General features: G+C 35.4%; 25 protein-coding genes and 6 pseudogenes. 10 read left to right on the top strand and 21 right to left on the bottom strand.

Going from position 1 to position 25695, the window contains the following annotated elements:
* Positions 1 to 25: 25 nt before the first annotated feature.
* Both OPR17_RS04880 and OPR17_RS04875 read right to left on the bottom strand, forming a co-directional pair.
* Positions 26 to 511, bottom strand: a complete 486-nt coding sequence (locus tag OPR17_RS04880) for a hypothetical protein (protein WP_265021349.1) — start codon at positions 509 to 511, stop codon at positions 26 to 28.
* Between the two features lie 86 nt (positions 512 to 597).
* On the bottom strand, positions 598 to 1164 hold the full coding sequence (locus OPR17_RS04875; RefSeq protein WP_265021348.1) for a hypothetical protein: 567 nt from the start codon (positions 1162 to 1164) through the stop codon (positions 598 to 600).
* 98 nt (positions 1165 to 1262) lie between these two features.
* Between OPR17_RS04875 and OPR17_RS04870 the strand changes: the two are divergent.
* The 3 genes and pseudogenes from OPR17_RS04870 to OPR17_RS04860 all read left to right on the top strand — a co-directional run.
* Positions 1263 to 2126: pseudogene (locus OPR17_RS04870) on the top strand (IS982 family transposase); the annotation flags it as partial.
* 282 nt (positions 2127 to 2408) lie between these two features.
* Positions 2409 to 2705 carry a DUF6444 domain-containing protein gene (locus OPR17_RS04865; protein ID WP_265021347.1) on the top strand — a complete coding sequence of 99 codons (297 nt, stop codon included), beginning with the start codon at positions 2409 to 2411 and terminating at the stop codon, positions 2703 to 2705.
* 415 nt (positions 2706 to 3120) lie between these two features.
* A complete protein-coding gene (locus OPR17_RS04860) occupies positions 3121 to 3306 on the top strand; it encodes an IS66 family transposase (protein ID WP_320109848.1) in 186 nt (61 codons plus the stop codon).
* Here OPR17_RS04860 and OPR17_RS04855 read toward each other — a convergent pair.
* The 4 genes and pseudogenes from OPR17_RS04855 to infA all read right to left on the bottom strand — a co-directional run bounded on the left by OPR17_RS04855 (position 3303) and on the right by infA (position 5429).
* Positions 3303 to 4163 (bottom strand): annotated as a pseudogene (locus OPR17_RS04855) (IS256 family transposase). The gene OPR17_RS04860 and the pseudogene OPR17_RS04855 overlap by 4 nt on opposite strands.
* A gap of 65 nt (positions 4164 to 4228) precedes the next feature.
* Positions 4229 to 4525 carry a transposase gene (locus OPR17_RS04850; RefSeq protein WP_265021288.1) on the bottom strand — a complete coding sequence of 99 codons (297 nt, stop codon included), beginning with the start codon at positions 4523 to 4525 and terminating at the stop codon, positions 4229 to 4231.
* An 18-nt stretch (positions 4526 to 4543) separates the two neighbouring features.
* Positions 4544 to 5188, bottom strand: a complete 645-nt coding sequence (locus tag OPR17_RS04845; protein WP_265022173.1) for a Maf family nucleotide pyrophosphatase — start codon at positions 5186 to 5188, stop codon at positions 4544 to 4546.
* Complete coding sequence (infA, locus tag OPR17_RS04840; RefSeq protein WP_007550159.1) at positions 5166 to 5429, bottom strand: translation initiation factor IF-1; 264 nt, start codon at positions 5427 to 5429, stop codon at positions 5166 to 5168. Before infA ends, OPR17_RS04845 begins: the two co-directional genes overlap by 23 nt.
* Positions 5430 to 5683: 254 nt before the next feature.
* On the opposite strand from infA, the pseudogene OPR17_RS04835 reads away from it, so the two are divergent.
* Positions 5684 to 6546, top strand: a pseudogene (locus OPR17_RS04835) (IS982 family transposase); the annotation flags it as partial.
* Between the two features lie 74 nt (positions 6547 to 6620).
* Here OPR17_RS04835 and OPR17_RS07465 read toward each other — a convergent pair.
* Both OPR17_RS07465 and OPR17_RS04830 read right to left on the bottom strand, forming a co-directional pair.
* On the bottom strand, positions 6621 to 6836 hold the full coding sequence (locus OPR17_RS07465) for a transposase (RefSeq protein WP_406828690.1): 216 nt from the start codon (positions 6834 to 6836) through the stop codon (positions 6621 to 6623).
* Positions 6837 to 6975: 139 nt separating this feature from the next.
* Entirely contained in the window at positions 6976 to 8253 is a 1278-nt protein-coding gene (locus tag OPR17_RS04830; protein WP_265021346.1) for an adenylosuccinate synthase, read from the bottom strand.
* 180 nt (positions 8254 to 8433) lie between these two features.
* Between OPR17_RS04830 and OPR17_RS04825 the strand changes: the two genes are divergently transcribed.
* Positions 8434 to 9993, top strand: coding sequence for a hypothetical protein (locus OPR17_RS04825; protein WP_265021345.1), 1560 nt, complete (start codon positions 8434 to 8436; stop codon positions 9991 to 9993).
* 85 nt (positions 9994 to 10078) lie between these two features.
* Entirely contained in the window at positions 10079 to 10984 is a 906-nt protein-coding gene (locus OPR17_RS04820) for an IS982 family transposase (protein ID WP_265021344.1), read from the top strand.
* Here OPR17_RS04820 and OPR17_RS07645 read toward each other — a convergent pair.
* The 8 genes and pseudogenes from OPR17_RS07645 to OPR17_RS04785 form a co-directional block, all read right to left on the bottom strand.
* Positions 10959 to 11294 (bottom strand): annotated as a pseudogene (locus tag OPR17_RS07645) (hypothetical protein); the annotation flags it as partial. The gene OPR17_RS04820 and the pseudogene OPR17_RS07645 overlap by 26 nt on opposite strands.
* On the bottom strand, positions 11291 to 12175 hold the full coding sequence (locus OPR17_RS04815; RefSeq protein ID WP_265021329.1) for an IS982 family transposase: 885 nt from the start codon (positions 12173 to 12175) through the stop codon (positions 11291 to 11293). The gene OPR17_RS04815 and the pseudogene OPR17_RS07645, both read right to left, overlap by 4 nt.
* Positions 12176 to 12415: 240 nt before the next feature.
* Positions 12416 to 13564, bottom strand: coding sequence for a 2-octaprenyl-6-methoxyphenyl hydroxylase (gene ubiH, locus OPR17_RS04810; RefSeq protein WP_265021343.1), 1149 nt, complete (start codon positions 13562 to 13564; stop codon positions 12416 to 12418).
* Positions 13565 to 13695: 131 nt separating this feature from the next.
* Complete coding sequence (locus tag OPR17_RS07460; protein ID WP_406828459.1) at positions 13696 to 13896, bottom strand: hypothetical protein; 201 nt, start codon at positions 13894 to 13896, stop codon at positions 13696 to 13698.
* A gap of 59 nt (positions 13897 to 13955) precedes the next feature.
* Positions 13956 to 14951, bottom strand: a complete 996-nt coding sequence (locus tag OPR17_RS04800; RefSeq protein ID WP_265021342.1) for an Mrp/NBP35 family ATP-binding protein — start codon at positions 14949 to 14951, stop codon at positions 13956 to 13958.
* 7 nt (positions 14952 to 14958) lie between these two features.
* A pseudogene (locus OPR17_RS04795) lies at positions 14959 to 15258 on the bottom strand (hypothetical protein); the annotation flags it as partial.
* A gap of 413 nt (positions 15259 to 15671) precedes the next feature.
* Positions 15672 to 16535, bottom strand: a pseudogene (locus OPR17_RS04790) (IS982 family transposase); the annotation flags it as partial.
* Positions 16498 to 16656 (bottom strand): hypothetical protein, encoded by a 159-nt coding sequence (locus OPR17_RS04785; RefSeq protein ID WP_265021340.1) that lies wholly within the window; start codon positions 16654 to 16656, stop codon positions 16498 to 16500. The pseudogene OPR17_RS04790 and the gene OPR17_RS04785, both read right to left, overlap by 38 nt.
* Here OPR17_RS04785 and OPR17_RS04780 point away from each other — a divergent pair.
* Both OPR17_RS04780 and topA read left to right on the top strand, forming a co-directional pair.
* Complete coding sequence (locus OPR17_RS04780; RefSeq protein WP_265021339.1) at positions 16628 to 17131, top strand: TomO hydrophobic C-terminal domain-containing protein; 504 nt, start codon at positions 16628 to 16630, stop codon at positions 17129 to 17131. The genes OPR17_RS04785 and OPR17_RS04780 overlap by 29 nt on opposite strands.
* 87 nt (positions 17132 to 17218) lie before the next feature.
* Positions 17219 to 19669: a type I DNA topoisomerase gene (gene topA / locus OPR17_RS04775; RefSeq protein ID WP_265021338.1), complete on the top strand. Its 2451-nt coding sequence runs from the start codon at positions 17219 to 17221 to the stop codon at positions 19667 to 19669.
* Between the two features lie 178 nt (positions 19670 to 19847).
* Here the strand turns inward: topA and trhO are convergent, their stop codons facing one another.
* Together trhO and OPR17_RS07560 are read right to left on the bottom strand one after the other, a co-directional pair.
* Entirely contained in the window at positions 19848 to 20675 is an 828-nt protein-coding gene (trhO, locus tag OPR17_RS04770) for an oxygen-dependent tRNA uridine(34) hydroxylase TrhO (protein WP_265021337.1), read from the bottom strand.
* Positions 20676 to 20783: 108 nt separating this feature from the next.
* Positions 20784 to 21020, bottom strand: coding sequence for a hypothetical protein (locus OPR17_RS07560; protein ID WP_265021336.1), 237 nt, complete (start codon positions 21018 to 21020; stop codon positions 20784 to 20786).
* A 157-nt stretch (positions 21021 to 21177) separates the two neighbouring features.
* On the opposite strand from OPR17_RS07560, the gene OPR17_RS04760 reads away from it, so the two are divergent.
* Complete coding sequence (locus tag OPR17_RS04760) at positions 21178 to 22776, top strand: ABC transporter permease (protein ID WP_265021335.1); 1599 nt, start codon at positions 21178 to 21180, stop codon at positions 22774 to 22776.
* 10 nt (positions 22777 to 22786) lie between these two features.
* On the opposite strand, the gene OPR17_RS04755 is transcribed toward OPR17_RS04760, so the two are convergent.
* The gene (locus OPR17_RS04755) at positions 22787 to 23668 is read right to left on the bottom strand and encodes an Rpn family recombination-promoting nuclease/putative transposase (RefSeq protein ID WP_265021334.1); all 882 of its coding nucleotides are present in this window, start codon (positions 23666 to 23668) and stop codon (positions 22787 to 22789) included.
* Positions 23669 to 23845: 177 nt separating this feature from the next.
* The gene (gene apaG / locus OPR17_RS04750; protein WP_179951370.1) at positions 23846 to 24247 is read right to left on the bottom strand and encodes a Co2+/Mg2+ efflux protein ApaG; all 402 of its coding nucleotides are present in this window, start codon (positions 24245 to 24247) and stop codon (positions 23846 to 23848) included.
* Positions 24248 to 24346: 99 nt separating this feature from the next.
* Between apaG and OPR17_RS04745 the strand changes: the two genes are divergently transcribed.
* On the top strand, positions 24347 to 25411 hold the full coding sequence (locus OPR17_RS04745) for a 5-(carboxyamino)imidazole ribonucleotide synthase (protein WP_265021333.1): 1065 nt from the start codon (positions 24347 to 24349) through the stop codon (positions 25409 to 25411).
* An 8-nt stretch (positions 25412 to 25419) separates the two neighbouring features.
* Here the strand turns inward: OPR17_RS04745 and OPR17_RS04740 are convergent, their stop codons facing one another.
* Complete coding sequence (locus tag OPR17_RS04740; RefSeq protein ID WP_265021332.1) at positions 25420 to 25620, bottom strand: hypothetical protein; 201 nt, start codon at positions 25618 to 25620, stop codon at positions 25420 to 25422.
* Between the last annotated feature and the right edge of the window lie 75 nt (positions 25621 to 25695).

Below are 25695 nucleotides of genomic sequence, written 5' to 3'. Positions count from 1 at the left end.
CTATTTTATCTTCCTAGATCAGAGTTTATATTAAGTCGTTGCCGTAACCATGGTAAGAGAAAGCAATACCTTCGCTGTAACCATCATTACCAGCATCAAGCTCTTCAACATCATCGGGCTCTTTCTCTTTCTTTAGTTCATTCTTAATATTTTCTTCTAATTCATTCTTAGTCTCATCATCAATCTCACACTTAAGATCTTTCTTTAGTTCATTCTTAATATTTTCTTTCAGTTCATTCTTAGTCTTATCATCAATTTCACACTTAAGACCTTTCTCCAGTTCATTCTTAATATTTTCTTTTAGTTCATTCATAGTCTTATCATCAATCTTACACTTAAGATCTTTACCACATTTATCATAAATCAACTTACTCTTATTGACTTTACAATCATCCAACTTTGTGAACAAATTAATTTTCAACATATCACTGACATAGCACGCATCAAGTGGCAATATACGTACATGATTTGCATTTTTTTGATTCGGACAAGAAAAAGTATTCGTTGGCATAAAATATCTCCATTAGTAAATAAAATTATTAAAAAATTAGCCATAAGATGGAAGTGTGTACTAACAATGTACACACTGTATTACTTTTATATAATATGAACAGTGCCTTCTAACACTGACATATTGTGGGTAGAAAAAAAGGCTTCAGCACTTTTTGCATCTAATATAGAAGAGTTTATTACTTCTACACATTTATCACATACAGAATTGTTTTCACAACTGCCCACAAGTTTACCATCTATAACCTGAAGGTTGTTTTTAGCATTCTGAATAATTTCTGCACATTCTTTAAACTTGTAGCCTGTTGGCTTTTGGGTCTCAATATCAATAATATCATCAGTTATTGGATTGACCGTTATTACAAGCTTTGAAAGATCAACGATTGTTTTAGATTCAGGTTCAGGCTTAACTTGTGGACAAGGGGGACAAGCAGGAGCAGGGGGACAAACAGTATCAGGACAAGCAGGACAAGGTGGTATATTTAAATCGAATTCGGGGAGCTGTATATTTAATTCGAGTCCATCATGCCGCGAGTCAAAGCGGTTATGGCAACGTGGGTCAAAGTTATGATGGTACCGTGGGTCAGTTATGCAAGCTGTGCGCACAGGAGTACATGAATCCATACGTGGATACGAAGAAAAATTGTAAGTCATAAAAATCCTTTATAACGCGAATTCTGGATTAAAGGAGAATAGAAAAGGCAGAAAACAGGGTAAACTCAGCAATTATAAAAAAATAGATGAGGTTACCCATGGAAGATATAACAAAACTGTTTTGTTTGGTCGATGATTTTTGCAGAGATATAGAGAAAAATTTTGCAGGCAAACTACTGCCAAATGGTAAAAAACCCACAAGAACAACGGAAATTGAGCACTCTGAAATCATGACAATAATCCTGCTATATCAACAATCTCCGTGTAAAAATTTCAAAACTTTCTATCTACACTACCTAACGTTGCTCTACAAATCAGAGTTTCCAAAGTTGCCTTCATATACCAGGTTTGTTGCTCTAAAGCCTAGGGTTTTGTGGCATTTAGCAATGTTGTTGCATTGGCTTTGTGGACAGTCAGAAAACACTGGAATTTCATATATAGACACAACTCCCATTGCAGTTTGTCATGCAAAAAGAATATCCAAAAACAAAGTTTTTGCTGGAATTGCAAAATTAAGCAAGAGTACTTACGGCTGGTTTTTTGGTTTCAAATTACATATGGTAATCAATGAAAATGGTGAAATTCATGCACTTACGCTAACAAAAGGCAATGTTGATGATAGGATACCTGTGCCAAATTTGACGGAAAAATTAACCGGCCTTTTGTTTGGTGACAAAGGTTATATTGCAAAAGAGCTTTTTCAGAAGCTGTTTGACCGAGGTTTGAAACTTGTTACCAAGGTGAAAAAAGGTATGAAAAATACATTAATTTCGCTAAATGAGAAGATTTTACTGAGAAAAAGGTCTATCATTGAGACTGTTTTTGGTTACCTAAAAAATAGACTAGAAATTGAACACACTCGCCATAGATCCCCTGTTGATTTCTTGGTTCATATCTTTTCTACTCTCATCTCCTATTCCATCAAATCCAAAAAGCCTTCTATTTCCTATACTTCCTTCCTTAATCCAGAATTTGCGTTTATAGGGAGTATTACCTACAGGAAAAGATCAGATTCGCTAAGTGGGAAAATGGAAGAGAAGCACCAGGTTGGATAGTAGGAAATCCTGCTACACATTTTTTCCACATCTTTTCTTGATAAGGACACAAGGTTTACGATATCCAAGGGCTAGCAGCAGTAATACGCACACGTGCAAGATTATTGGTAACCGTTCACGGAGATAAGGTGGTTCACAAAGTAAATATAAAAGTGTAAAGAAATAGGAAGCTAAATATGGAATGGGTAAATGACAACTGTGCTGCAAAAGGAGATTGTAGCAGAAAACGATAATCTCAAGGAAGAAATAAAAGCGCTGATTACAGAAAATGATAGCCTGAAAGCAAAAATAATTGAATTAGAAGACAAATTGGGCTTAAATTCACAAAATTCATCGCTGCCACCATCACGAGATATATATCGTAAGAAAGGAAAAAAGAAGAGTGATAAAAACCCAGGAGGTCAGCCAGGACATAAGGCGCATAAGCGTGAATTAATGGCTGCAGACGAGGTAGTGAGCTGCACAATTGGTAAGATTTGTATGTGAGGAAGTAAGGTTGTTTTAGAAGATGAAATTGTTCATCAAAAGGTAGAATTACCAGAAATTAAGCCAATTGTAACTGAGTACAGGTTGCAAAGGGGACGTTGTAGAGTATGTAATAAAAGAATTACAGCAAATTTACCTGAAGGTGTTACAAGAGATCTATTGGGAGCAAATGCCAAAGCAATCATAAGCAGCCTTAGTGGCTTTTTTATTAACTCAAAAAGAGAAGTACAACAGATTTTAAGCAGTATATTTAACCTCACTTGGTTTAGTCTCAAATACTGAACGCAGGGTATCGAAGAAGTGTGCATCTGAATATGAGAAAATGAAGGAAGAGTTGCAAGAAAGCAAGTATTTGCATATAGATGAAACAGATCAAGGGAAAAGAGGCTGGGGTTGAGTAATAACAAATAAAACGTTGACACTTTTGAAGCTTCGTGGTAAGAAGGTATTAAAAGGGTTATTGCCAGAATATGATGGCATAGTTGTAAGCGATAGATACGATGCATACAATTACTTTAATCGTGAAAGTAGACAGATATGTTGGGCACATTTGGCAAGAGATTGGGAATGTTCAAAAAAGTGTGTCAAACCGCATTTTTAGTTCAACTCAATTTTCAATCTATCAGGAAAGAAAATATCAAGTTGAGAGATAGTTAATGCCCAATCAGATATAGGCATCGTCCACTTTTCCTCTACCTTTTTTATAGCACAATATACCTGTTTGTACAAGGCATTTGTACTAGTAAATGAGCCCTTAGTTTTAGTGAATTTTCTAATCTGTCTATGCAACCCCTCAATAGGATTGGTAGTATAAATTAGCCTCCTGATTGGGCCAGAATACTTAAAATAGCCGGATCCAATTATTCTGCCACGATTTTACAACCAATGGGTACTTTTCTCCCCATTTTTCTTCTAGCTCAAGTAAGTAATTCTCGGCAATTTCTCTGCTTGCAGCACGATATATTTTTTCAGATCATTCATGAAAACTTTCACATCTTTGCTTGATACATATTTCAGTGAATTCCTTATCTGATGCACTATACATAGCTGTACTTCTGCTTTAGGAAACGCACTATTTATAGCTGCAGGAAAGCTTTTTAGCCCATCTACACATGCAATCAGAATATCTTCTACTCCTCTTTCTTTGAGGTCATTTAGCACTCCCAACCAAAAGTTAGCTCCTTCACTTTCAGCAAAATAAAAGCCCAAGACTTCTTTTCTGCCATTTTGGTCTATGCCCAATATATTGTACATACATTTACTTACGCAATGTCCATCCTCTTTGACCTTAAAGAACATCCCATCCATAAATACTATCGGGTATACTGATTGCAGTGGACGACTACGCCATTCATTTATTATAGGCAGTAATTTGTCGGTAATACTTGATATCTCTGCAACCGATATTTTGTGATCATAAATTTCCTCAACGTGTGACGCTATATCTCTATAGCTCATACCACTGGCAAATGTGCTCAAAATCTTCGTTTCAAGCTCTGGTTTGTTTGCCTTTTTTTGACTATTTACGGCTCAAAACTTCCTTCCCTATCTCTTGGCGTCAAAAGCTCAAATGAACCTGCACTTGTCCGTAAAGTCTTTCCATTTCTCCCATTTCTTCGATTATTTTCTTCGCTTTCAGCCAACAAGTGGTTTTCTATTTCACCTTCCAAACTTGCCTCCAGCAGCTTTTTTATAAATGGTGTTAATGCTCCGTCCCTTCCTGTCAACGGTCTTCCTTCTCGTATAGACGACAGGATATTTGTTTCCAACTCTTTATAATCTACCAATCCGGTAGTTCTGTTTACTACTTTCTGACTCATTGTCAAACCTCCATTTTTTTATATCAATTTATTACTTTTTTTCGGTTTGACACACTTTTTTGAACATTCCCATAAATTGAAGTTAAAATAATTGCTTAGCAAACAATAGGTTTCATGTAATGGTAACCCTATAACGGAAGAGTAGGAGCCGCGTAAGAACAATACGAACACTCCAGCTAGGCCTTGTATATTGCATCCCCCCGCCCTATTTTTCCACTCTTCTGATGCTAAATAATACTTAATTTCTTGTTCACTGAGACGTTTAAATTTCACTATTGTAACCACAGTCCTGATATGTTGTTTAGATTGATCGAGAGTTAATAGACATACACTGGTGTATACTCTATGCCTTCTTCCTGATAACAAGCGGATACATTTTTCTGCTTGCTCAACGTTTTCAGCTTTGAGCAATATCCTTCTACCACAAGCAACAACTGTATCAACACCAAGCACAAAGTAATTTGGATTTGAGCTTTGTATTTTCTCCGCTTTACTTTTTGCCATACGGATTGAGTAATCCTTCGGAAGTTCCTTTTTTAAAGGGGCTTCATCTATATCTGCTGGCAAAATTAAACCTGGCTCAATGTTTATTTGTTTTAGTAAAGCTATACGCCTTTTCGATGATGAAGCAAGAATAAGATTATTTAGAGATCGTTCTGTCACTTGTACCTTTAAGCCTTCTAATGATCCTACCCTTTCTCGCATTCCTATCGTAAATGCTCATCTCAACTAACACCCTATCCCCTATAATGATGCGTATTTTACTTCTTCTCACTTTCCCTGATACATGACAGATAATCTCATGTTCATTGTCCAGTTTCACTCTAAATTCTGCTGCAGGTAGTAAAGCAGTTACTGCCCCTTCCACTTCAAAAATTGTTTTCGATTTCTCGTCTTTTATCATATGTTATATTATAATTTAATAATCTTTTTTAGTCTACTATAGATTTTAAATTATTATCAACACAAAAGACCTTTTGCGCCCCACTTAAGTTGCAACTTAACCCCAACCATCTTCACAATGATACCCTACCTACGTTTCTACTCTCTGCCACCTTCTCAATAGAACTTAAAACGCGAATTCTGGATTAAAGGAGAATAGAAAAGGCAGAAAACAGGGTAAACTCAGCAGTTATAAAAAAATAGATGAGGTTACCCATGGAAGATATAACAAAACTGTTTTGTTTGGTCGATGATTTTTGCAGAGATATAGAGAAAATTTTGCAGGCAAACTACTGCCAAATGGTAAAAAACCCACAAGAACAACGGAAATTGAGCACTCTGAAATCATGACAATAATCCTGCTATATCAACAATCTCCGTGTAAAAATTTCAAAACTTTCTATCTACATTACCTAACGTTGCTCTACAAATCAGAGTTTCCAAAGTTGCCTTCATATACCAGGTTTGTTGCTCTAAAGCCTAGGGTTTTGTGGCATTTAGCAATGTTGTTGCATTGGCTTTGTGGACAGTCAGAAAACACTGGAATTTCATATATAGACACAACTCCCATTGCAGTTTGTCATGCAAAAAGAATATCCAAAAACAAAGTTTTTGCTGGAATTGCAAAATTAAGCAAGAGTACTTACGGCTGGTTTTTTGGTTTCAAATTACATATGGTAATCAATGAAAATGGTGAAATTCATGCACTTACGCTAACAAAAGGCAATGTTGATGATAGGATACCTGTGCCAAATTTGACGGAAAAATTAACCGGCCTTTTGTTTGGTGACAAAGGTTATATTGCAAAAGAGCTTTTTCAGAAGCTGTTTGACCGAGGTTTGAAACTTGTTACCAAGGTGAAAAAAGGTATGAAAAATACATTAATTTCGCTAAATGAGAAGATTTTACTGAGAAAAAGGTCTATCATTGAGACTGTTTTTGGTTACCTAAAAAATAGACTAGAAATTGAACACACTCGCCATAGATCCCCTGTTGATTTCTTGGTTCATATCTTTTCTACTCTCATCTCCTATTCCATCAAATCCAAAAAGCCTTCTATTTCCTATACTTCCTTCCTTAATCCAGAATTCGCGTTTTTTATACTCTGTGCATCAATTATGCAGAAGCTTTTCCAACCATTGTTTTGTCGCAATTATTTTTTTTTTAATACCAGCTCCAGAACACTTTCTTTATTTACATCTGGTTTTTCACTCCACTTCTTAAAATAGTCGTAACAATTGCGCCATTTTGGGAACTCTTTTGATACCATTCTCCACTGGCAACCACTTTTTAACACGTATAACACTCCACAAAATACATCATGTAAATCAAGTGTTCTTGGTTTTGTCTTCTTTCTGCAAGATTCCAGATCTGCTACAATAATCTCAAACTTTTCTCGACTTATGTCACTTGGTTATAAACTTCGCATATCCTACTTTATATACTTTATCCTCTCACTTTATCTCTTTTTTAAGATTACGTACAGGCTCTAAGATATAAAGACGTTTTCAGAAATCTTTAAGCTTAATAACATCCTCTCTCTTTGGACTAGTTGAAATTAGATGAATTGGTACACCTATTAATTTTTCTAACCTGTCTATATATTTTATTAAATTGATAGGCAATGTTTCAATCGACCTTTTACCTTGAGTGTTCTCTTTCCAGCCAGAAAACTCTTCATATATTGGCTCTAATTCCTCTTGTATTGAATGCGATGCGGGTAAATAATCATATATTTTTCCACTATACTTGTAACCAGTGCATATTTTAATTGTATCAAAAGAATCAAGCACATCTAATTTGGTTAATACAATGCTTGAAACTCCAGAGAGTTGTACGGCCTGGCGCACTAAAACTGCATCGAACCATCCGCAACGCCTTCTCCTATTGCTCACTGTTCCAAGTTCCTTGCCTATAGTAAACAAGCTATCTCCTACTTCATTTTTCTGCTCAGTAGGAAATGGGCCATTGCCCACTCTTGTTGTATAAGCTTTTACCACACCAATAATGTAAGCATTGGAGGATAACCCTGAGCCTGTTATTGCTTGCGATGCTACAGTATTACTTGAAGTAACAAAAGGGTAAGTTCCGTGGTCGATATCTAAAAATGCGCCTTGGGCACCTTCAAATATTATTTTCTTACCTTCTTTCATCAAGTCATTTAATATCTTCCACACAGGTTTTTTATATGAAAGAATTTTTTCTGAAATCTCTTGAATTTCCTTTAATATTTCTTCTTTTTTAACTACCTGGTAGTTAAGGCCTTTCCTGATAGCATTGTGGTAATTCAAAAGAGTATCCAATCTTTTATTGAGCTCATCTGCGTTTTCTAAGTCACAAAAGCGTATAGCTCTCCTCCCAACTTTATCTTCATAACATGGTCCTATCCCTTTATTTGTTGTACCAATTTTGTGATTTCCATTTAAATCTTCAAATAGCTTTTCCTTGTCCTTATGTACGCTAAGTATTAATGGACAGCTCTCAGATACCATCAAGTTGTTATAGTTTACGTCTACTCCTTTAACTTTCAATGACTCTATTTCTGAGATTAGAGCGTGTGAATCAAGAGCAACGCCATTTCCTATGATAGATATTTTGCCTGGCCTCAAAACAGCAGAGGGCAGTAAATTTAATTTATAAACCTCATCATCTACTACTATAGTGTGCCCTGCATTATTTCCTCCCTGAAATCTCACAACTACATCTGCATTCTCAGAAAGATAATCTACTATTTTACCCTTGCCTTCGTCACCCCATTGCAGACCAACAATTACAATGTTATTCATCATTATTTTCTAGATTAATACATAAATATTAATGCAGTACGCTACAAATGGAAAGAGAAATCTACGCCTTTTCTACACCTCTTAAATAAAGAAATATACTGTCGATTTTCTTAATATATTACCAAATTATTCATCATTATATGATACAACTTACAACATATTTACAGTAAGGTGTTATTTATGAAAGAGGCAAAAGAAAAAAATAATAAGAGTCCAGTAGTTAGATTAAAGGCCACAGCTAAAGAGTTCAATTTTAGTAAATTAAAAGCAGGTCAAGATAATAAATTAGCAAATTCTGGTGAAACAATGTTCTTAGATTTTCAAAGGATGAATTTTATTATTAACGGAAAAGAAATAGATAAAAATCTTCTTGTTACACTGAGAGAAGGAGCTCAGGATTACAAAAGCGAGCTTTTCAGTAAAAAAGACGACATCTATAATCCTGAGAGCGAAAAAAAGAGAGAAATAGATACAGATCAGGGCAGAGCCTTTGTTGACTCAGTGTTGAAAGAGCTTAATCAGAATAGATTACCTGAAATTTGGGAAAAACACTGCAATAATCCTGACATTGCTGATCATCAAAAAACTGATACATACAAAAAAGAATTTGAGAGATTTTACAATGTAGGAAAGGAACATAATTACTTACTACTAAAGAAGGGAGAAAAAAATTATCGTCCATTTGCAAAGGAAGTTTTTAAAGAAATGTTTAAATATGCTGAAGCAGAAGTTCCAAGTGATGCTATTTTAGAAGAGCTGGTCACCAATTGTAATCAAGCAGGGTATGGAGCTGGTATATTTAATGAATCTCATGCAGCACTCAGTAGTTGTAGTTTAACTCCACATAGTCCTAAAAAAGCGCTAAACATTTACTGCACTGACCACAATCGAATAAAAGTGAAATCTGATATGGCAATGCCTATAACCACGTTTGACAATCCGGAAGAGAAAATATGTGACCTATCCAGCTCATTAGAATTCACACTTGAATCTCAAGATGGCAAAGATGGTATAATATATAAAGAAGGTAAATTATCACTCACTATTCCTGAAGAGTTAAAAAATTATAAAGATAATGGCAAGAGCTTGTTTGACATTATTAAAGAATATTTTCAGAAATTCTGTACAAAATTAGGATTTAAACCTGAGACAAGAATACAAATAGAGCGTAACTTCGGTGCTCAAAGTAATTATTTAGATGGTACAATATCAACCACAGGATCGGATGCAAATGAAAGGTTTATCAATCTTTTAAGCGAAAATCTCAGAAACAGATTGTTGAGATCAGGTTCTGCTATAGAAGATGTTGATGATTTTGTTGCAACCAAGATACCTACCGTTATGGATCTATTGAGTGATTATGCTAAACTGGAAGATAATAAAGAAAACAGAGAGTTATTAATAAGTAAAGTAGCAGATAATTTAGGACTTTCCACTCAAGATAAAACAGCACCAGAAGTATTGATGGAATTAGGCTCTTTACCTTCTTTGATAAAAAGTCAGGTTAATCATAATCAAGTGCAGTCTGTTGTAAATACTTTTATTAAGTTGATTATTGAAGGGAAAAGCGAAGTATACAAAAAAGGAGGTGCAATTGATGCAATTCATAAGGAGATAGATAAGGCAATTGTTGAGCAAGAAAAAAAAGCAACCAACAAACAAGATATAGAAAATGATAAATGGACAGATAGAATCAAAAAACAGAATTATTCTGCGGAATCACATGAACATTTACCTTAAAACGCGAATTCTGGATTAAAGGAGAATAGAAAAGGCAGAAAACAGGGTAAACTCAGCAATTATAAAAAAATAGATGAGGTTACCCATGGAAGATATAACAAAACTGTTTTGTTTGGTCGATGATTTTTGCAGAGATATAGAGAAAAATTTTGCAGGCAAACTACTGCCAAATGGTAAAAAACCCACAAGAACAACGGAAATTGAGCACTCTGAAATCATGACAATAATCCTGCTATATCAACAATCTCCGTGTAAAAATTTCAAAACTTTCTATCTACATTACCTAACGTTGCTCTACAAATCAGAGTTTCCAAAGTTGCCTTCATATACCAGGTTTGTTGCTCTAAAGCCTAGGGTTTTGTGGCATTTAGCAATGTTGTTGCATTGGCTTTGTGGACAGTCAGAAAACACTGGAATTTCATATATAGACACAACTCCCATTGCAGTTTGTCATGCAAAAAGAATATCCAAAAACAAAGTTTTTGCTGGAATTGCAAAATTAAGCAAGAGTACTTACGGCTGGTTTTTTGGTTTCAAATTACATATGGTAATCAATGAAAATGGTGAAATTCATGCACTTACGCTAACAAAAGGCAATGTTGATGATAGGATACCTGTGCCAAATTTGACGGAAAAATTAACCGGCCTTTTGTTTGGTGACAAAGGTTATATTGCAAAAGAGCTTTTTCAGAAGCTGTTTGACCGAGGTTTGAAACTTGTTACCAAGGTGAAAAAAGGTATGAAAAATACATTAATTTCGCTAAATGAGAAGATTTTACTGAGAAAAAGGTCTATCATTGAGACTGTTTTTGGTTACCTAAAAAATAGACTAGAAATTGAACACACTCGCCATAGATCCCCTGTTGATTTCTTGGTTCATATCTTTTCTACTCTCATCTCCTATTCCATCAAATCCAAAAAGCCTTCTATTTCCTATACTTCCTTCCTTAATCCAGAATTTGCGTTAGAAGTAAAATTTGCCCACCTGTGAAACCAGAGCTATGCTTTTGATCATCTTTGCAAAAATCCCCTAAAAATTCGATTACTCTTCCTTTATCTTCATCACTAAATTGAAGATAATTAAGTTCATATAAATCATTTATATATTTAATAAATTGCTTAAATTCTCTATCATTAATAACGTCTTCAGATACTTGTTTACTATACTTATCTTTTAATTTATCAATATTTTTAATGATATCATCATTTAATTGGTGAGGGAGTAAATGTTCATAAGCATTATCGAGCTTATTAACGCTAGCTCGTACATTTTCTTTTACGCCTTCTAAGAAAAAACTTATAACGCGAATTCTGGATTAAGGAAGGAAGTATAGGAAATAGAAGGCTTTTTGGATTTGATGGAATAGGAGATGAGAGTAGAAAAGATATGAACCAAGAAATCAACAGGGGATCTATGGCGAGTGTGTTCAATTTCTAGTCTATTTTTTAGGTAACCAAAAACAGTCTCAATGATAGACCTTTTTCTCAGTAAAATCTTCTCATTTAGCGAAATTAATGTATTTTTCATACCTTTTTTCACCTTGGTAACAAGTTTCAAACCTCGGTCAAACAGCTTCTGAAAAAGCTCTTTTGCAATATAACCTTTGTCACCAAACAAAAGGCCGGTTAATTTTTCCGTCAAATTTGGCACAGGTATCCTATCATCAACATTGCCTTTTGTTAGCGTAAGTGCATGAATTTCACCATTTTCATTGATTACCATATGTAATTTGAAACCAAAAAACCAGCCGTAAGTACTCTTGCTTAATTTTGCAATTCCAGCAAAAACTTTGTTTTTGGATATTCTTTTTGCATGACAAACTGCAATGGGAGTTGTGTCTATATATGAAATTCCAGTGTTTTCTGACTGTCCACAAAGCCAATGCAACAACATTGCTAAATGCCACAAAACCCTAGGCTTTAGAGCAACAAACCTGGTATATGAAGGCAACTTTGGAAACTCTGATTTGTAGAGCAACGTTAGGTAGTGTAGATAGAAAGTTTTGAAATTTTTACACGGAGATTGTTGATATAGCAGGATTATTGTCATGATTTCAGAGTGCTCAATTTCCGTTGTTCTTGTGGGTTTTTTACCATTTGGCAGTAGTTTGCCTGCAAAATTTTTCTCTATATCTCTGCAAAAATCATCGACCAAACAAAACAGTTTTGTTATATCTTCCATGGGTAACCTCATCTATTTTTTTATAACTGCTGAGTTTACCCTGTTTTCTGCCTTTTCTATTCTCCTTTAATCCAGAATTCGCGTATAAAAGTACTTATCCACAGCTACATCAATTTTTCTATTGACTTTTAACACAACTGCTGAACAGATACATTCGTCATCCCGCTACGTGTTAGCGGCCAAGATACCGCGGCGGTATGCCGTGGGAAACCTGACTTGCATTAGCTATAAAATAGTGATTTATATAAATCCCATGGCATGCCGAATGAAGCGTTTTTTGAGGAAATTTGAATTTTCAACTGCAATCAAGCCAAGATTTCTTAGTGCTTTAGCGCAGAATATTCTGTTGGAAAACATCCTATTTAATCCATCAGTTGCAAGCGCCATTGTAAAATTATCAAAGTATCTGTTACGTGAAATTTTCTTTAATAAATAACTACTGCCAACATCAGTACCAGCCGCTTTTGCAGCAACTACGTGCTTTATAACACTTTCTACATCTCTAATTCCAAGATTAAGCCCTTGACCTGCAACTGGATGAATTGAATGTGCTGCATCGCCGATAAGCAAAACTCTACCCTTATATAACTTTTTTGCGAAAGCAAAACTTAAAGGATAAAGTTTTCTTTTACCCTCTAATTTTATCTCTCCTAAATAAGAACCAAATCTTTTTTTAAGCTCTATAATAAATTCTTCTTCAGACAGATCCATTAGCATTTTTGAAATTTCAGATTTTTCTGTCCAAACTATCGAAGAAGTATAGCCACCCTTCATCGGTAGAATTGCAAATGGACCGCCAGGGAAAAAACGCTCTACAGCTAAGTTTTGGTGATGCAGTTCATGCTTTACATTAAATACTATGCTACTTTGTTTATAGTCAAATTTCACTGTCGGTATAGAAAATAACTCTGGTAATTTAGAGTTTTTGCCTTCAGCGCAGATAAGTAGCGATGATATTAATTCCTGGTTATTATCAAGAATCACTTCCACATATCCTGAATCACAAGCAATTGTTTTATAGGAATGTGGAGAGTATATATTCAGTTTATTTAGAAAATTATTGTTGATTGCATTCCATATAGTAGCATTGTTGATAACATAACCCATTGGCTCTTCGCTAACCATTTTATGATTGTAATGCACAGTAACCGCATCTAATATGCATATATCAAGTATTGGCTCAGCTTCACTTTCCACAAACTGCCAAATCCCTAACTTTTCCAATATTTTTTTCGAGCCTTGAGAAATAGCAAATGCTCGATTGTCATCTACTACACGTGGTAGACTATTTTTTTCAATCACAGCTACAGACACAGAGTCACAACTGAGGCCAATGGCAATAATAAGACCAAGTAACCCACCACCTGAAATGATTACATTATAATTCATTTTATTTACGCTAATTGTAAAATTATATTTTATCTGTTTTGAAAATAGTTTAAACAAACTTTATATATAAATTAAATTTTTTAGATCCCAGCGTCAGCTACTTGGATGACATCTAAAGACACTTCACCTTGTCATTCCAGCACGTAACGAACAACTGTACGAACATTTTGCGAAGGCAGTGTGTTAAATGCTATGGCCGGTTTTGCCTCAAACATAAAGGTGTCATCCCAGTGCTTGACACTGGGATCCATTCTTCTTTTTTTCTGGATTCCAGCGTCACGCGCTGGAATGACAAAAGCTGCTAATTTTTCATGTAAATAATGGTTATGCAAGCAGTCTATTTTGTAACTAACAAAAGAGGACTTTGATTCGCATGTTTCTCACGCTTATTCTATTGTTTAACTATACTTTGAGCAATGTCTTCATAAATCTCTGCCAAATCCTCACTTAACATTAAAGGATTTCCGCAATCAGAAGCATGGCATATTTGTGGATCTAGAGGAACTCTGCCTAGAAGTTTGATGCCCAGCTCCTCAGACATTTTTTTTGCACCGTCTTTTCCAAATATGTATATTTTTGAGCCGCTTTGAATGAAATAACTCATATTTTCTACAATGCCAATAACCGGTACGCTGAGCTTTGTAAACATATCATAAATTTTGCGAGCATCGATTAAAGAGAGCTCCTGTGGAGTTGAAACTATTATCGCCCCAGTTAAGTTAAAATTTTCCATAAGACTTAAATGCACATCGCCAGTTCCAGGTGGTGTATCAACTATCAAATACTCTATATCGGACCATTTTGTTCCCATTAGCAGATTATAAAGTGCTTTTGTAATCATAGGTCCGCGCCATATTGCTGCACGATCTTTATCGATAAAATAGCCAATTGAAATAGTATGCAGTCCATACTTTTCTATAGGCATTGCTTTACTATCCTGTATTTTTGGCTTTAATTTTTCAGCGCCAAGCATTTTAGGAATTGAAGGACCATATATATCTGCATCAACCAGCGCAACTTTGTGTTTTAACTTTGCTAATGAGAGAGCAAGATTTAGCGCAACTGTGGACTTGCCCACACCGCCTTTACCAGAGGCGACAACGATTATATTTTTCACTCCTTCGATATGTAATTTAGCTTTTTGTTGCCCAGTTTGTTTTTGACAAGTAGCAACCACGGTCACTTTTGTCACCCCCGGTATAGCTTTAACAGCTTGCTCACAATTTCTTCTTAATTCTTCATTTGCTTGCGTGTTACCGGCAACTTCAAGCGCAAAACCAACGTCCCCACCTTTAATAATGATTGAGGATATTATACCAAGAGTTTTACCACTTTCTTGTTCTACGACTTTTTTTAAGCTCTCTCTTACAATTTTTTCGTTGATCATTAGCCTTTTAGGTGATTTCTTCCTGAAGTCGTTTAATCTCAGCTTGAGGAAGGCCGGTTGTCTGAGAGATAATATCAATAGAGATGTCAACCTTAAGTAGGTTTTTTGCTACTTCAATCTTTCCTTCATCAAGTTTTTGAGCGAGGATGCCTTCTTCTTTCCGCAGATCCATTATTCTTTCTTCGTAAGCTACTAAATCTTTCTCATTCCAGCAAAACTTGTCTAACTCATCATACGCTAGCTTTACTATTGGTGATTTTTCTGCTATATTCCTTAGGTCTTCATCTGTAGTTTCATCTACATACTGTTGTCTAAGTGAAGAAGGTCGCCCCTCCTCACTCGACTTCAAAACCGTACGTGAGACTTTGCGCCTCATACGGCTTCTCTCCAATTTGGTGCTTTTCATGCACACCTCCTGTGTAATTCATCGTGACAATGTCCATGTAACAAAGATAAGTTTTTGATCATATTGTTTCGTCTATTCCGGTCCTTGTGATGTATTTCTATTGTATCATCACTTTTAAACCATAGTCTACAATTATCACATTTACTTTGTTGTAACTTCAATAGTTTTATTACTCTTAATGGCTTATCTGGTATCTTTCTCAGACGTTTACCCCAATAAACCCAATCACCATCATATGGAGATCTGGTTTTTTGCACTTTGATATGTCGTTTAATAACATGATCGCTGTGTATAATAAACGCGAATTCTGGATTAAGGAAGGAAGTATAGGAAATAGAAGGCTTTTTGGATTTGATGGAATAGGAGATGAGAGTAGAAAAGATATGAACCAAGAAATCAACAGGGGATCTATGGCGAGTGTGTTCAATTTCTAGTCTATTTTTTAGGTAACCAAAAACAGTCTCAATGATAGACCTTTTTCTCAGTAAAATCTTCTCATTTAGCGAAATTAATGTATTTTTCATACCTTTTTTCACCTTGGTAACAAGTTTCAAACCTCGGTCAAACAGCTTCTGAAAAAGCTCTTTTGCAATATAACCTTTGTCACCAAACAAAAGGCCGGTTAATTTTTCCGTCAAATTTGGCACAGGTATCCTATCATCAACATTGCCTTTTGTTAGCGTAAGTGCATGAATTTCACCATTTTCATTGATTACCATATGTAATTTGAAACCAAAAAACCAGCCGTAAGTACTCTTGCTTAATTTTGCAATTCCAGCAAAAACTTTGTTTTTGGATATTCTTTTTGCATGACAAACTGCAATGGGAGTTGTGTCTATATATGAAATTCCAGTGTTTTCTGACTGTCCACAAAGCCAATGCAACAACATTGCTAAATGCCACAAAACCCTAGGCTTTAGAGCAACAAACCTGGTATATGAAGGCAACTTTGGAAACTCTGATTTGTAGAGCAACGTTAGGTAATGTAGATAGAAAGTTTTGAAATTTTTACACGGAGATTGTTGATATAGCAGGATTATTGTCATGATTTCAGAGTGCTCAATTTCCGTTGTTCTTGTGGGTTTTTTACCATTTGGCAGTAGTTTGCCTGCAAAATTTTTCTCTATATCTCTGCAAAAATCATCGACCAAACAAAACAGTTTTGTTATGTCTTCCATGGGTAACCTCATCTATTTTTTTATAATTGCTGAGTTTACCCTGTTTTCTGCCTTTTCTATTCTCCTTTAATCCAGAATTCGCGTTTCCTAGGTTGAAGCTATATGCATTTGCAGGAGTCATAAAGAATAAAATAATAAACGAAAGCAATAGCAGCTCAAAACATCAAACAATTGATCAAGCTTGTTCTTCCAGTGTTGATGAGCAAGTTTCTCAGCCTGTAAGTGAAACAACCGGCACTATTGAACACATAAGTGCAAGTGATAGTGAGCATGGTAAAGTTTCTGAAGGTGGCAGTACTAAAATACTAGTTTCAGATCAAGAAAATGACATCCAGAACAATAATATACAACCAAGTCCACAAAATGAAAAGAGGAGAAAACTGCCTATTGTAACTGCCTCTGTACTGGCAGTGGCTGGAGTTGCTTTAGGAGTAGCTATTGCAGTTCACTTAGAAATGTTAGCGGTGGGAATAGTGGTTGGAGCTTGTTGTCTGGTTGCTGCTGCGATCATATACTATTGTAATCAGCCTTCAAAGTCACTTGAAAATAGCAACGTCCAAGGGTTTTCTGGAAACCTTGAACAACCTACTTTGTAAAATTCACAAGACCTATTAAAATATTTTTTTACTTTTCATCGTATATTTCTCAACATATTATCTTTAAGTACTAAAATAATTAACAATATGGCATTATTAATAGTTGAATCACCTGCGAAAGCAAAGACAATAGGTAAATATTTGGGTAAAGAGTTCAAAGTAGCTGCATCCTTTGGACATGTGAGGGATCTTCCAGCAAAAAACGGCTCCGTCGATCCGGATAATGATTTTGCTATAAAGTATGAGACCATTGAAAAAGCAGAAAAGTATATAAAAGAGTTAGTAAAAGCCGCAAGCAAAACATCAGATATATATCTTGCAACAGACCCAGACAGAGAAGGGGAAGCAATGGCTTGGCATGTGATAGAGACATTAAAAGAAAAGAAAGCAATCAGTAATGAAAACAACATTTATAGAGTAGTCTTTAATGAGATAACAAAAAGAGCAGTACAAGAAGCAATAAAAAATCCACGTGAAATTAATATGGATTTAGTGCGTGCACAACAAGCACGTAGAGCTTTGGATTATCTAGTTGGATTTAGTTTGTCACCACTGCTGTGGACAAAATTGTCGGGAAGCAAGTCTGCAGGGCGAGTGCAGTCTGTTGCATTAAAGATTATATGCGAACGAGAAGATGAAATTAGTAAATTTATAACACAGGAGTATTGGAGCATAAAAGCAGAAATGCAAAATAGCAAAGATGAGGCTTTTTTTGCTATGCTAAGCCACTATGACAATAAAAAGCTAGAAAAATTTGATATTAAGAATGAAGAAGAAGCAAAGAACTTAGTCAGGGAGATTGAATCAAGGCAATATGCTGTAAGCACAGTAGAACGCAAGCAAGTTAAGAGAAACCCGCTTCCTCCGTTTATTACTTCAAGTCTTCAGCAAGATGCAGTGAATAAACTGTATTTTAATGTGAAAAGTGTTATGCGCATAGCGCAAAATTTATATGAAGGTATCGATATTGGTGGTGAAACTGTAGGGTTGATAACTTACATGCGTACAGATGGGTTTCATATTGCAGATGAGGCTATAAACTCAATTAGAGGGTCAATTAAGTCATTATATGGTGATAAATATTTACCGCAGTCTCCTCGTAAATATGTAAAAAAGGTCAAAAATGCTCAAGAAGCACATGAAGCAATTCGTCCAACTGATATCAATAGAACGCCGGGTAGTATTAAGGATTACTTAACGCCAGAGCAATTTAAATTGTATGATTTAATCTGGAAAAGGACCATTGCAAGTCAAATGGAGTCGGCGATTCTTGATCAAGTGGTAGTTGAAATTAGTTCTACTGATCAGAAAGTGATTCTGCGAGCAAGTGGGTCGAGTATATTCTTTGATGGTTTTTATAGAGTCTACCAAGATAACATGGAAGCCGAAAATGAAGGCCTGCTACCTGCCATGAAGGAAGGGGAAGCATGCAAGCTGATTTCAGTTGAGCCAAAACAACATTTCACTCAACCGCCACCTCGTTATAGTGAAGCAAGTATCGTAAAAAAAATGGAAGAAATCGGTATAGGTCGACCATCAACTTATGCAACAATTATTTCGGTATTACAAGATCGTGAGTACGTTTCATTGGATAGCAAAAGGTTTATTCCAAGCAGTCGTGGTAAAATCGTTACTATATTTTTAGAAACTTTTTTTCAGCGTTGTGTAGAGTATGATTTCACAGCACAAATGGAAGAAAAGCTTGATTTAATTTCAAATGGACATGCAGATTGGAAAAAAGAATTAGGCCACTTTTGGGTGCCATTTTTTGGTCATGTAAACTCTGTTAAGCAAATGACGCATGATGAAGTTTTCAGCGGCATTCACGATTTGGTAATCGATTGGTTTTGTTCAGAAGAAGGAAGAAAAGAGGTGAATACGAAATGCCCTGCTTGCTTAGGTGGCATATTGAAATTGAACTTTGGAAAAGCCGGGGTGTTCCTTGGATGTTCTAACTATCCTGAATGCAACCATACAAAAGAAATTACGGGCAGTGACGACAATTCAGAATATCCAAAAAGTTTAGGTATAGATGATATAACAGGACAAGAGGTAGTAATTAAAAAAGGTCCTTTTGGGCTTTACCTGCAGTTTAATAATGAGTCAGAAAAGAAAAAGGCGGTTTCTATACCAAAAGATATAAATGTTAATGATATTGATCTGAGCACCGCTACTCAGTTACTTTCCTTGCCGAAAGTAATCGGAGAACACCCTGAAACCGGAAAGGAAGTAAAAATAGGCCTTGGACGATTTGGATACTATATTTTCTATGATGGTAGATACTTTTCTCTTAAGAAAAGCTCCAAAGAGGTGCTGAATACAGAATTGAGCGAAGCTGTACAAATTATTGCAAACAGTCCACGCAAAGAGTTAAAATCTCTCGGGCTTAATGAAAAAGGAAAAGAAGTTTTTATCTGCAACGGTAGGTACGGATTCTATATAAAGTGCGGTAAAACAAACGTTGCTTTGGGCAAGAGTGCAGATATTGAAAGCATAGATTTGAAGAAGGCTTTAGAGTTGATTAAGGGTAAGAAGTAGACTTCTTGCATAACCATTATCTACGTTAAAAATCAGCTTTTTTGTCATTCCAGCGTGTGACGCTGGAATCTAGAAAAAAAGAACCTGGATGCCAGTGTCTGGGCACTGGCATGACACCCTTTCTGGTAGAGGTTGCTCTCAAATCACAACATGCATACAACTGCAGCAGTATGATGTTTTATTTATTATATCTATAACACTGAAGTTTACAATCAGAACAAACCACCTGGCCACGTGGAACTGATTTCAGTTTATCAGTTGAAACTTGATTTGAGCAGAATATGCATTTTATTGTGTTGCTTGGAGTAAGTGAGTTATCAACAGCAACTCTATCATCAAAAACAAAACACTCACCTTCCCAATTACCATTTTTATTATAAGTTTTTTCAAGGTAAGAAAGAATGCCGCCTTTCAGGTGGTACACATCGTTAAACCCAAGATTTTTCATGTACGCTGTAGATTTTTCGCATCTAATCCCACCAGTGCAGTACATAGCCACTTTCAGGTCTTTACTCTCAGAAAATGACTCCGCCCACTGAGGAAAGTCACGAAAACGCTGAGTATGGGGGTTGATTGCATTTTTAAACTTGCCTAACTTCACTTCATACTCATTTCGTGTGTCTATTACTAAAACGTCAGGTTGAGAAGTAAAATCATCCCAATGCTCTGGATCAACATATTTACCCTTAAGGGAAATATCAAGATTGCTTACACCAAGATTCACAATCTCTCTTTTTAATTTTACCTTCATCTTGCTAAATGGTTGATATTCTGCTGCACTCTCTTTCCATGTAAGATCCCTTAGCCTATAATCAGAACGTAGAAAATCGAATATTTTATCAATTGCGTTTCTTTCACCAGATATTGTTGCATTAACACCCTCTTCTGCAAGGAGTATAGTGCCCTTTAACTCAACGTTGTTGCATGTAGCTTTTATTTCGTCTTTCATGTCATAATAATTAGAAAGTTCTACAAAATGATAGAAAGTTGCAATGACGAAGCTCATGATTATTCACTTATCAACTAAAAACATGATATACAAAATTATAAAGATATTCAATAGTACGGCTGTTATAGCTAAAGTGGCTCTACAATTTGAAAAACCGTCATTCCGCTACTCGTTAGCGGAATCTATACCGCAAATGAATCCATAGCTGTACGAACATTGTGATTTGAGAGCAATTTCCACAAGGGAGGATGTCATCCCAGTGCTCCTTTTTTTGTCATCCAAGTAGCTGACACTGGGATCCAGCTTTTTTGTAATTTTATTGAAAATGTTGTATAGTCGTTTGTTTACAATCAATTTTTCTGGATCCAAGTAGTCTGGGCACTGCCTTTGTGTTTGAGGCAAAACCTGCTATAACATTTAACATACTGCTTTCACAAACGAATGTTCGTACAGTTGTGGGCGGTATGACGTAGGGAAACCTTTCTTGGGTTAGCTATAATTACTGGATATCTTCAGTTTTTACATATAACATTTTAATATAAAATATAGATTCAAATTAATGTTTTTAAGAGTATTTAAAAATATATTCTTATTTTTAGTAAGCATATTATTCGTCTGCCCAATATTATCATTAATATCAATCTTATTTACAGATACAGCAAATTCCGGATGGGTAATCAGCACACTTTTCCCTGAATATATACTGAATACGTTAATTTTGATGATAGGAGTGGGGGGAATATCCTTCATATTTGGAGTAATTCCAGCTTGGCTCACTACATTTTTTTCATTTCCTGGAAGTAAAATTTTTGAGATTGCTTTGTTCTTTCCGATATCGATTCCTGGATATATAGTAGCGTTCGTCTATGTAAATACGCTAGAGTTTTCAGGTCCGGTGCAGAGCTTATTAAGAGACATTTTAGATTGGAGCAAAGGTGACTATTGGTTTCCTGAAATAAAATCTCTAGGTGGTGGAATATTAGTAATGGGATTCAGCCTATATCCATACGTTTATATGTTAGTCCGCTCAAGTCTAAAGAATGTTAGTAACTCAGTCACTATTGCGTCAACGCTTGGGTTCTCCTCATTGAAGAGCCTGTTTTCTGTCATCATACCCTCCATACGTCCATCAATTATAGCAGGGTTGTCCTTGGTACTAATGGAAGTAATTACGGATTTCGGCACACCACAGTTTCTTGCTATTGATACTTTCACGACAGGAATATATCGCACCTGGTTTTTACTGCATGACAAATATTCAACTACTGTTTTAGCAGTTGCAGAATTGATTTTCGTTGTAACACTAATAGCTATCGAAAAAAAACTACAAAAAAAAGGAATATCCTACTCTTCAATCAATACCAATTCAGATTATCACAATAAACGGAGTGTGAGTGGTGCTATACCGTTAATTTGCACTTATATTATGTGTGCATTACCAATATTGATAGGTTTTGCTTTGCCAGTGATCCCACTTATATATTGGAGCATAGAGAAGGGGTTGTTCATATACGAAGCAAGATTCTATAACATAATAGCAAATAGCATTAGTTTATCAGTTATTACCGCACTAATCTCAATTAGCATTGCAATAATGATTGGATATACGGCGCGTAAAAATAAGGTAATCAATAATGTAGCACGTCTCATTTCTTTAGGCTACGCAATTCCAAATGCAATTATCGCAATTAGCATAATAATATTTTTAAGCAGAATATCCTCTTTCATTACTCAATATATTGTGGAAATTAGCTTGGTAGGAACTATTGGCGCATTAGTTTACTCATATTTATTTCGTTTTTTTGCTATATCTTTCAAGGCGGTAGAGTCAGGGCTCAAAAAAACACCAAATGAAATTGAGTGGACTGCATATACTATGGGTCATGGACCTATTTCCACATGTTTGAATGTTCATATCCCTCTCATCAAGAAGAGTATATTATCGGGATTTTTGCTCGTATTTATGGATACTATCAAAGAGCTCACAGCAACACTTATTATAAGACCATTTAATTTTGAAACTATATCAACTAGAATATATGAACTTGTAAGTGATGAGCGCTATAGAGAAGCTGCCCCATTTTCGTTAATAATAGTTATAATAGGCTTAGTCTCTACAATAACCTTATTTACACTTGATGATAAGGATAAAAAATAAACTTAACCGTTCACAGATTTCCACTTAATTCTTCAATCTCACTAATAGAAAGGCCAGTAAACTTAACAATAGTGTTGACATCAACATTATTAGCCAGCATTGCTTTTGCGACTTCAATTTTCCCTTTCTCTATACCTTTTTGTATACCTTTCTCTTCAGCAAGATCAAGTCTGTATTCAAGAATAGCTTCTTCTTTGCGTAGATCCATTATCCTTTCTTCATAGGCTACTAAATCTTTTTCGTTCCAACGAAACTTGTCTAATTCATCATATGCTAGCTTTATTATTGGCGCTTTTTCTGCTATCTCTTTTAAGTCCTCTTCTGTTGTTTCTTCTGCGTATTTAAAAAAGAAACACCACCTTTCTACTATACTTTCTAACTGCTCTACTTTATTTTTTGCGAATTTAGGCAACTCAATAAAGACAAACTGAAAATCTTTTAAGTAATGGCCGTTAGTTTTTATATCACGCATATTGTGAGTAGAAATATAATCAACTTCTTCAGGAAGTAAGTTACAATTTGATATAGCAATAAAGAAGACTTTCTTTAAATCAATGTAGTTGCCAGATTTATCTAATTGTCTTGAGTAGGCTTTAGCGGCATATAATTGAGCGCGTTTTTCGAAGCCCTTGTCTCTAGCGAGCTGCATTTCTGCTATATATCTATTTCCGTGAGAATCCTTGCAGAGAACATCAACAATACTTTGTTTATCAGAGGCAACTTCGGGATCCATAATAGTGCTAAGAAACTCAACTTCTTGTATTGCATTTATCTCAGTAAACCCTAAAATATCGTTCAAAAAGTGGATCAGGATATTCTTATTTTTTTCCGTTCCAAAGATTTTTTTGAAACACAAATCATTGCGAGGATCGAGAAATTTTGAAAGAGCCATGGCAAAAATGCTTGAAAATATTAATAATTATACACTATTATTAACAATTATTCAACCATATTTTTGAAGATAGCTAGTTTCTGTATTTATTTTAAATTGAAGAAAGCTCAAATGAAAGATCGTGCTTTGCTAAAAATCACAGAATGCAGTCTGGTTGCAAATAAACTATTTTGACAGTTAATGGGGTCTAGTTTTGATGTATGGACTATCCAAAGAAAAGGGTGGTATCATAACTTCAAAAACTTTTATGCTTTCTTCATTCAGAAATTCATACTTACCCTGCATTATTCCTGACGGTACATTTAAGTATGTTCCACTTGTGTATTTAAATACCTCTCCAGATTTTATCACAGGCTGTTCTCCGATAACACCAACTCCGGCAATTTCATTTACTTTGCCCTTATAATCTATTATTTGCCAATGACGACTTAACAATTGAATAGTTGATTGGCTTTTGTTTTTTATCTTAACGTTATACATCCATACATAGCAATTTTCATAAGGAATGGATTGCTCTTCAATGTAAATTGGTAAAACTGTAACTTCAACAAAGTTGGTAGTCAATGTGTATTCTAGAATCATTATAGAATATTCATGATAAAAAGATAATATTCTAATTATATACTTTTTTCATAGATTTTTCAAGTATACTTTAATTAGGAAATATCAATTTATAGTATGAACGAACCAGATGCGCTTAGCAAAAAAGTAATAGGAATAATAGGTGGTGGACAATTAGGTAAAATGACTGCTATCGTTGCAACAAAACTTGGACAAAAAACACATGTTTTTACCAGTGCTAAAGACGATCCGGCTTGCTCTGTTGCTGATGATTTCACAATAGCAGATTTCTCTGATAAGAAAGCGCTTGAATCTTTTGCACAGAGTGTGGATTTGGTCACTATTGAGTCTGAAAATATTCCATGTAGTGCAATTGATATCGATGTAAATTTTTATCCGGGTAAAAAAGCGTTACACATTGCGCAAAATAGGCTTAGAGAGAAAGATTTCATTAGAAGCTTGAGTATAAAAACTGCTGAATACAAAAGTATACAAAATTATAATGAGCTACTGAAAAACAGTAGAGCTTTTGGCTATCCAACAAGGCTGAAAACAACAGAAATGGGTTATGATGGAAAAGGGCAATATGTGCTTGAGAATGATTCTGAAGTGAAGCAATTTGCTTCCTTTGATTGGAATACAGAGTACATTCTTGAAGCAAGTGTTGATTTACTGAAAGAGGTTTCAATAGTCGTTGCAAGAGATAAAAACGGTAAAGTAGCTTTTTTCCCTATAGCAGAAAATTACCACGTTGATGGAATACTTGATACTTCAACAGTGCCAGCTAAAATAGATAGTAAATTAACTCAAGAGGTACAACGAGCTGCAAAGAAAATAGCAAATGCGCTCGATGTAATAGGAATTCTGGCTATTGAATTTTTTGTTACTAAAGATAACGAATTGTTAGTTAATGAACTAGCTCCCAGACCTCACAATTCTTGCCACTGGAGCTTGGATGCATGTAACGTTAGTCAATTTGAACAGCTAGTTAGGATAATATGCGGGCTACCTATGCAGGAAGTAGTATTACGCTTTCCTTGTATGACGAAAAATATAATAGGTAATGATATATATGATTCTCATAAGTATTTGAGCAACGAAAAAGCTAGTTTAACCATATATGGGAAAAAAGAGGTTAGGGATAAGCGTAAAATGGGACATGTCAATATAGATTTAAGTTAACAGTTTTTCTACGTCATACCGCCACAACTGTACGAACATTGTGATTTGAGAATAATCTCCGCCAGGAAGGGTGTCATCCCAGTGCCCAGACACTGGGATCCAGTTTTCCATATAATCTCATCGAAAACGTTGTAACCACTTTCTATGCTAGTTTGCTTGCTTACAAGCAAACTTTTCTGGATCCCAGTGTCTGGGCACTGGGATGACACCCTCTTGGATGGAAACCAGCGTCAGCTACTTGAATGACAGCAGTTCTACGTCATGCCGCCGCGGTATCTCTAGAT

Source organism: Wolbachia endosymbiont (group A) of Icerya purchasi (assembly GCF_947251635.1).
Lineage (GTDB): Bacteria > Pseudomonadota > Alphaproteobacteria > Rickettsiales > Anaplasmataceae > Wolbachia > Wolbachia pipientis.
Note: the sequence above shows the minus strand (reverse complement) of the source record. Positions and strands in the feature narration are given on the sequence as shown.

Excerpts from the sequence above, each read along its gene's own strand:
- OPR17_RS04880 (WP_265021349.1), bottom strand. The coding sequence starts at position 511 with ATGCCAACGAATACTTTTTCTTGTCCGAATCAAAAAAATGCAAATCAT.
- OPR17_RS04875 (WP_265021348.1), bottom strand. The coding sequence starts at position 1,164 with ATGACTTACAATTTTTCTTCGTATCCACGTATGGATTCATGTACTCCT.
- OPR17_RS04865 (WP_265021347.1), top strand. The coding sequence starts at position 2,409 with ATGACAACTGTGCTGCAAAAGGAGATTGTAGCAGAAAACGATAATCTC.
- OPR17_RS04850 (WP_265021288.1), bottom strand. The coding sequence starts at position 4,525 with ATGAGTCAGAAAGTAGTAAACAGAACTACCGGATTGGTAGATTATAAA.
- infA (WP_007550159.1), bottom strand. The coding sequence starts at position 5,429 with ATGATAAAAGACGAGAAATCGAAAACAATTTTTGAAGTGGAAGGGGCA.
- OPR17_RS04830 (WP_265021346.1), bottom strand. The coding sequence starts at position 8,253 with ATGAATAACATTGTAATTGTTGGTCTGCAATGGGGTGACGAAGGCAAG.
- OPR17_RS04825 (WP_265021345.1), top strand. The coding sequence starts at position 8,434 with ATGAAAGAGGCAAAAGAAAAAAATAATAAGAGTCCAGTAGTTAGATTA.
- OPR17_RS04820 (WP_265021344.1), top strand. The coding sequence starts at position 10,079 with ATGGAAGATATAACAAAACTGTTTTGTTTGGTCGATGATTTTTGCAGA.
- OPR17_RS04815 (WP_265021329.1), bottom strand. The coding sequence starts at position 12,175 with ATGGAAGATATAACAAAACTGTTTTGTTTGGTCGATGATTTTTGCAGA.
- ubiH (WP_265021343.1), bottom strand. The coding sequence starts at position 13,564 with ATGAATTATAATGTAATCATTTCAGGTGGTGGGTTACTTGGTCTTATT.
- OPR17_RS04800 (WP_265021342.1), bottom strand. The coding sequence starts at position 14,951 with ATGATCAACGAAAAAATTGTAAGAGAGAGCTTAAAAAAAGTCGTAGAA.
- OPR17_RS04785 (WP_265021340.1), bottom strand. The coding sequence starts at position 16,656 with ATGACTCCTGCAAATGCATATAGCTTCAACCTAGGAAACGCGAATTCT.
- topA (WP_265021338.1), top strand. The coding sequence starts at position 17,219 with ATGGCATTATTAATAGTTGAATCACCTGCGAAAGCAAAGACAATAGGT.
- trhO (WP_265021337.1), bottom strand. The coding sequence starts at position 20,675 with ATGAGCTTCGTCATTGCAACTTTCTATCATTTTGTAGAACTTTCTAAT.
- OPR17_RS04760 (WP_265021335.1), top strand. The coding sequence starts at position 21,178 with ATGTTTTTAAGAGTATTTAAAAATATATTCTTATTTTTAGTAAGCATA.
- OPR17_RS04755 (WP_265021334.1), bottom strand. The coding sequence starts at position 23,668 with ATGGCTCTTTCAAAATTTCTCGATCCTCGCAATGATTTGTGTTTCAAA.
- OPR17_RS04745 (WP_265021333.1), top strand. The coding sequence starts at position 24,347 with ATGAACGAACCAGATGCGCTTAGCAAAAAAGTAATAGGAATAATAGGT.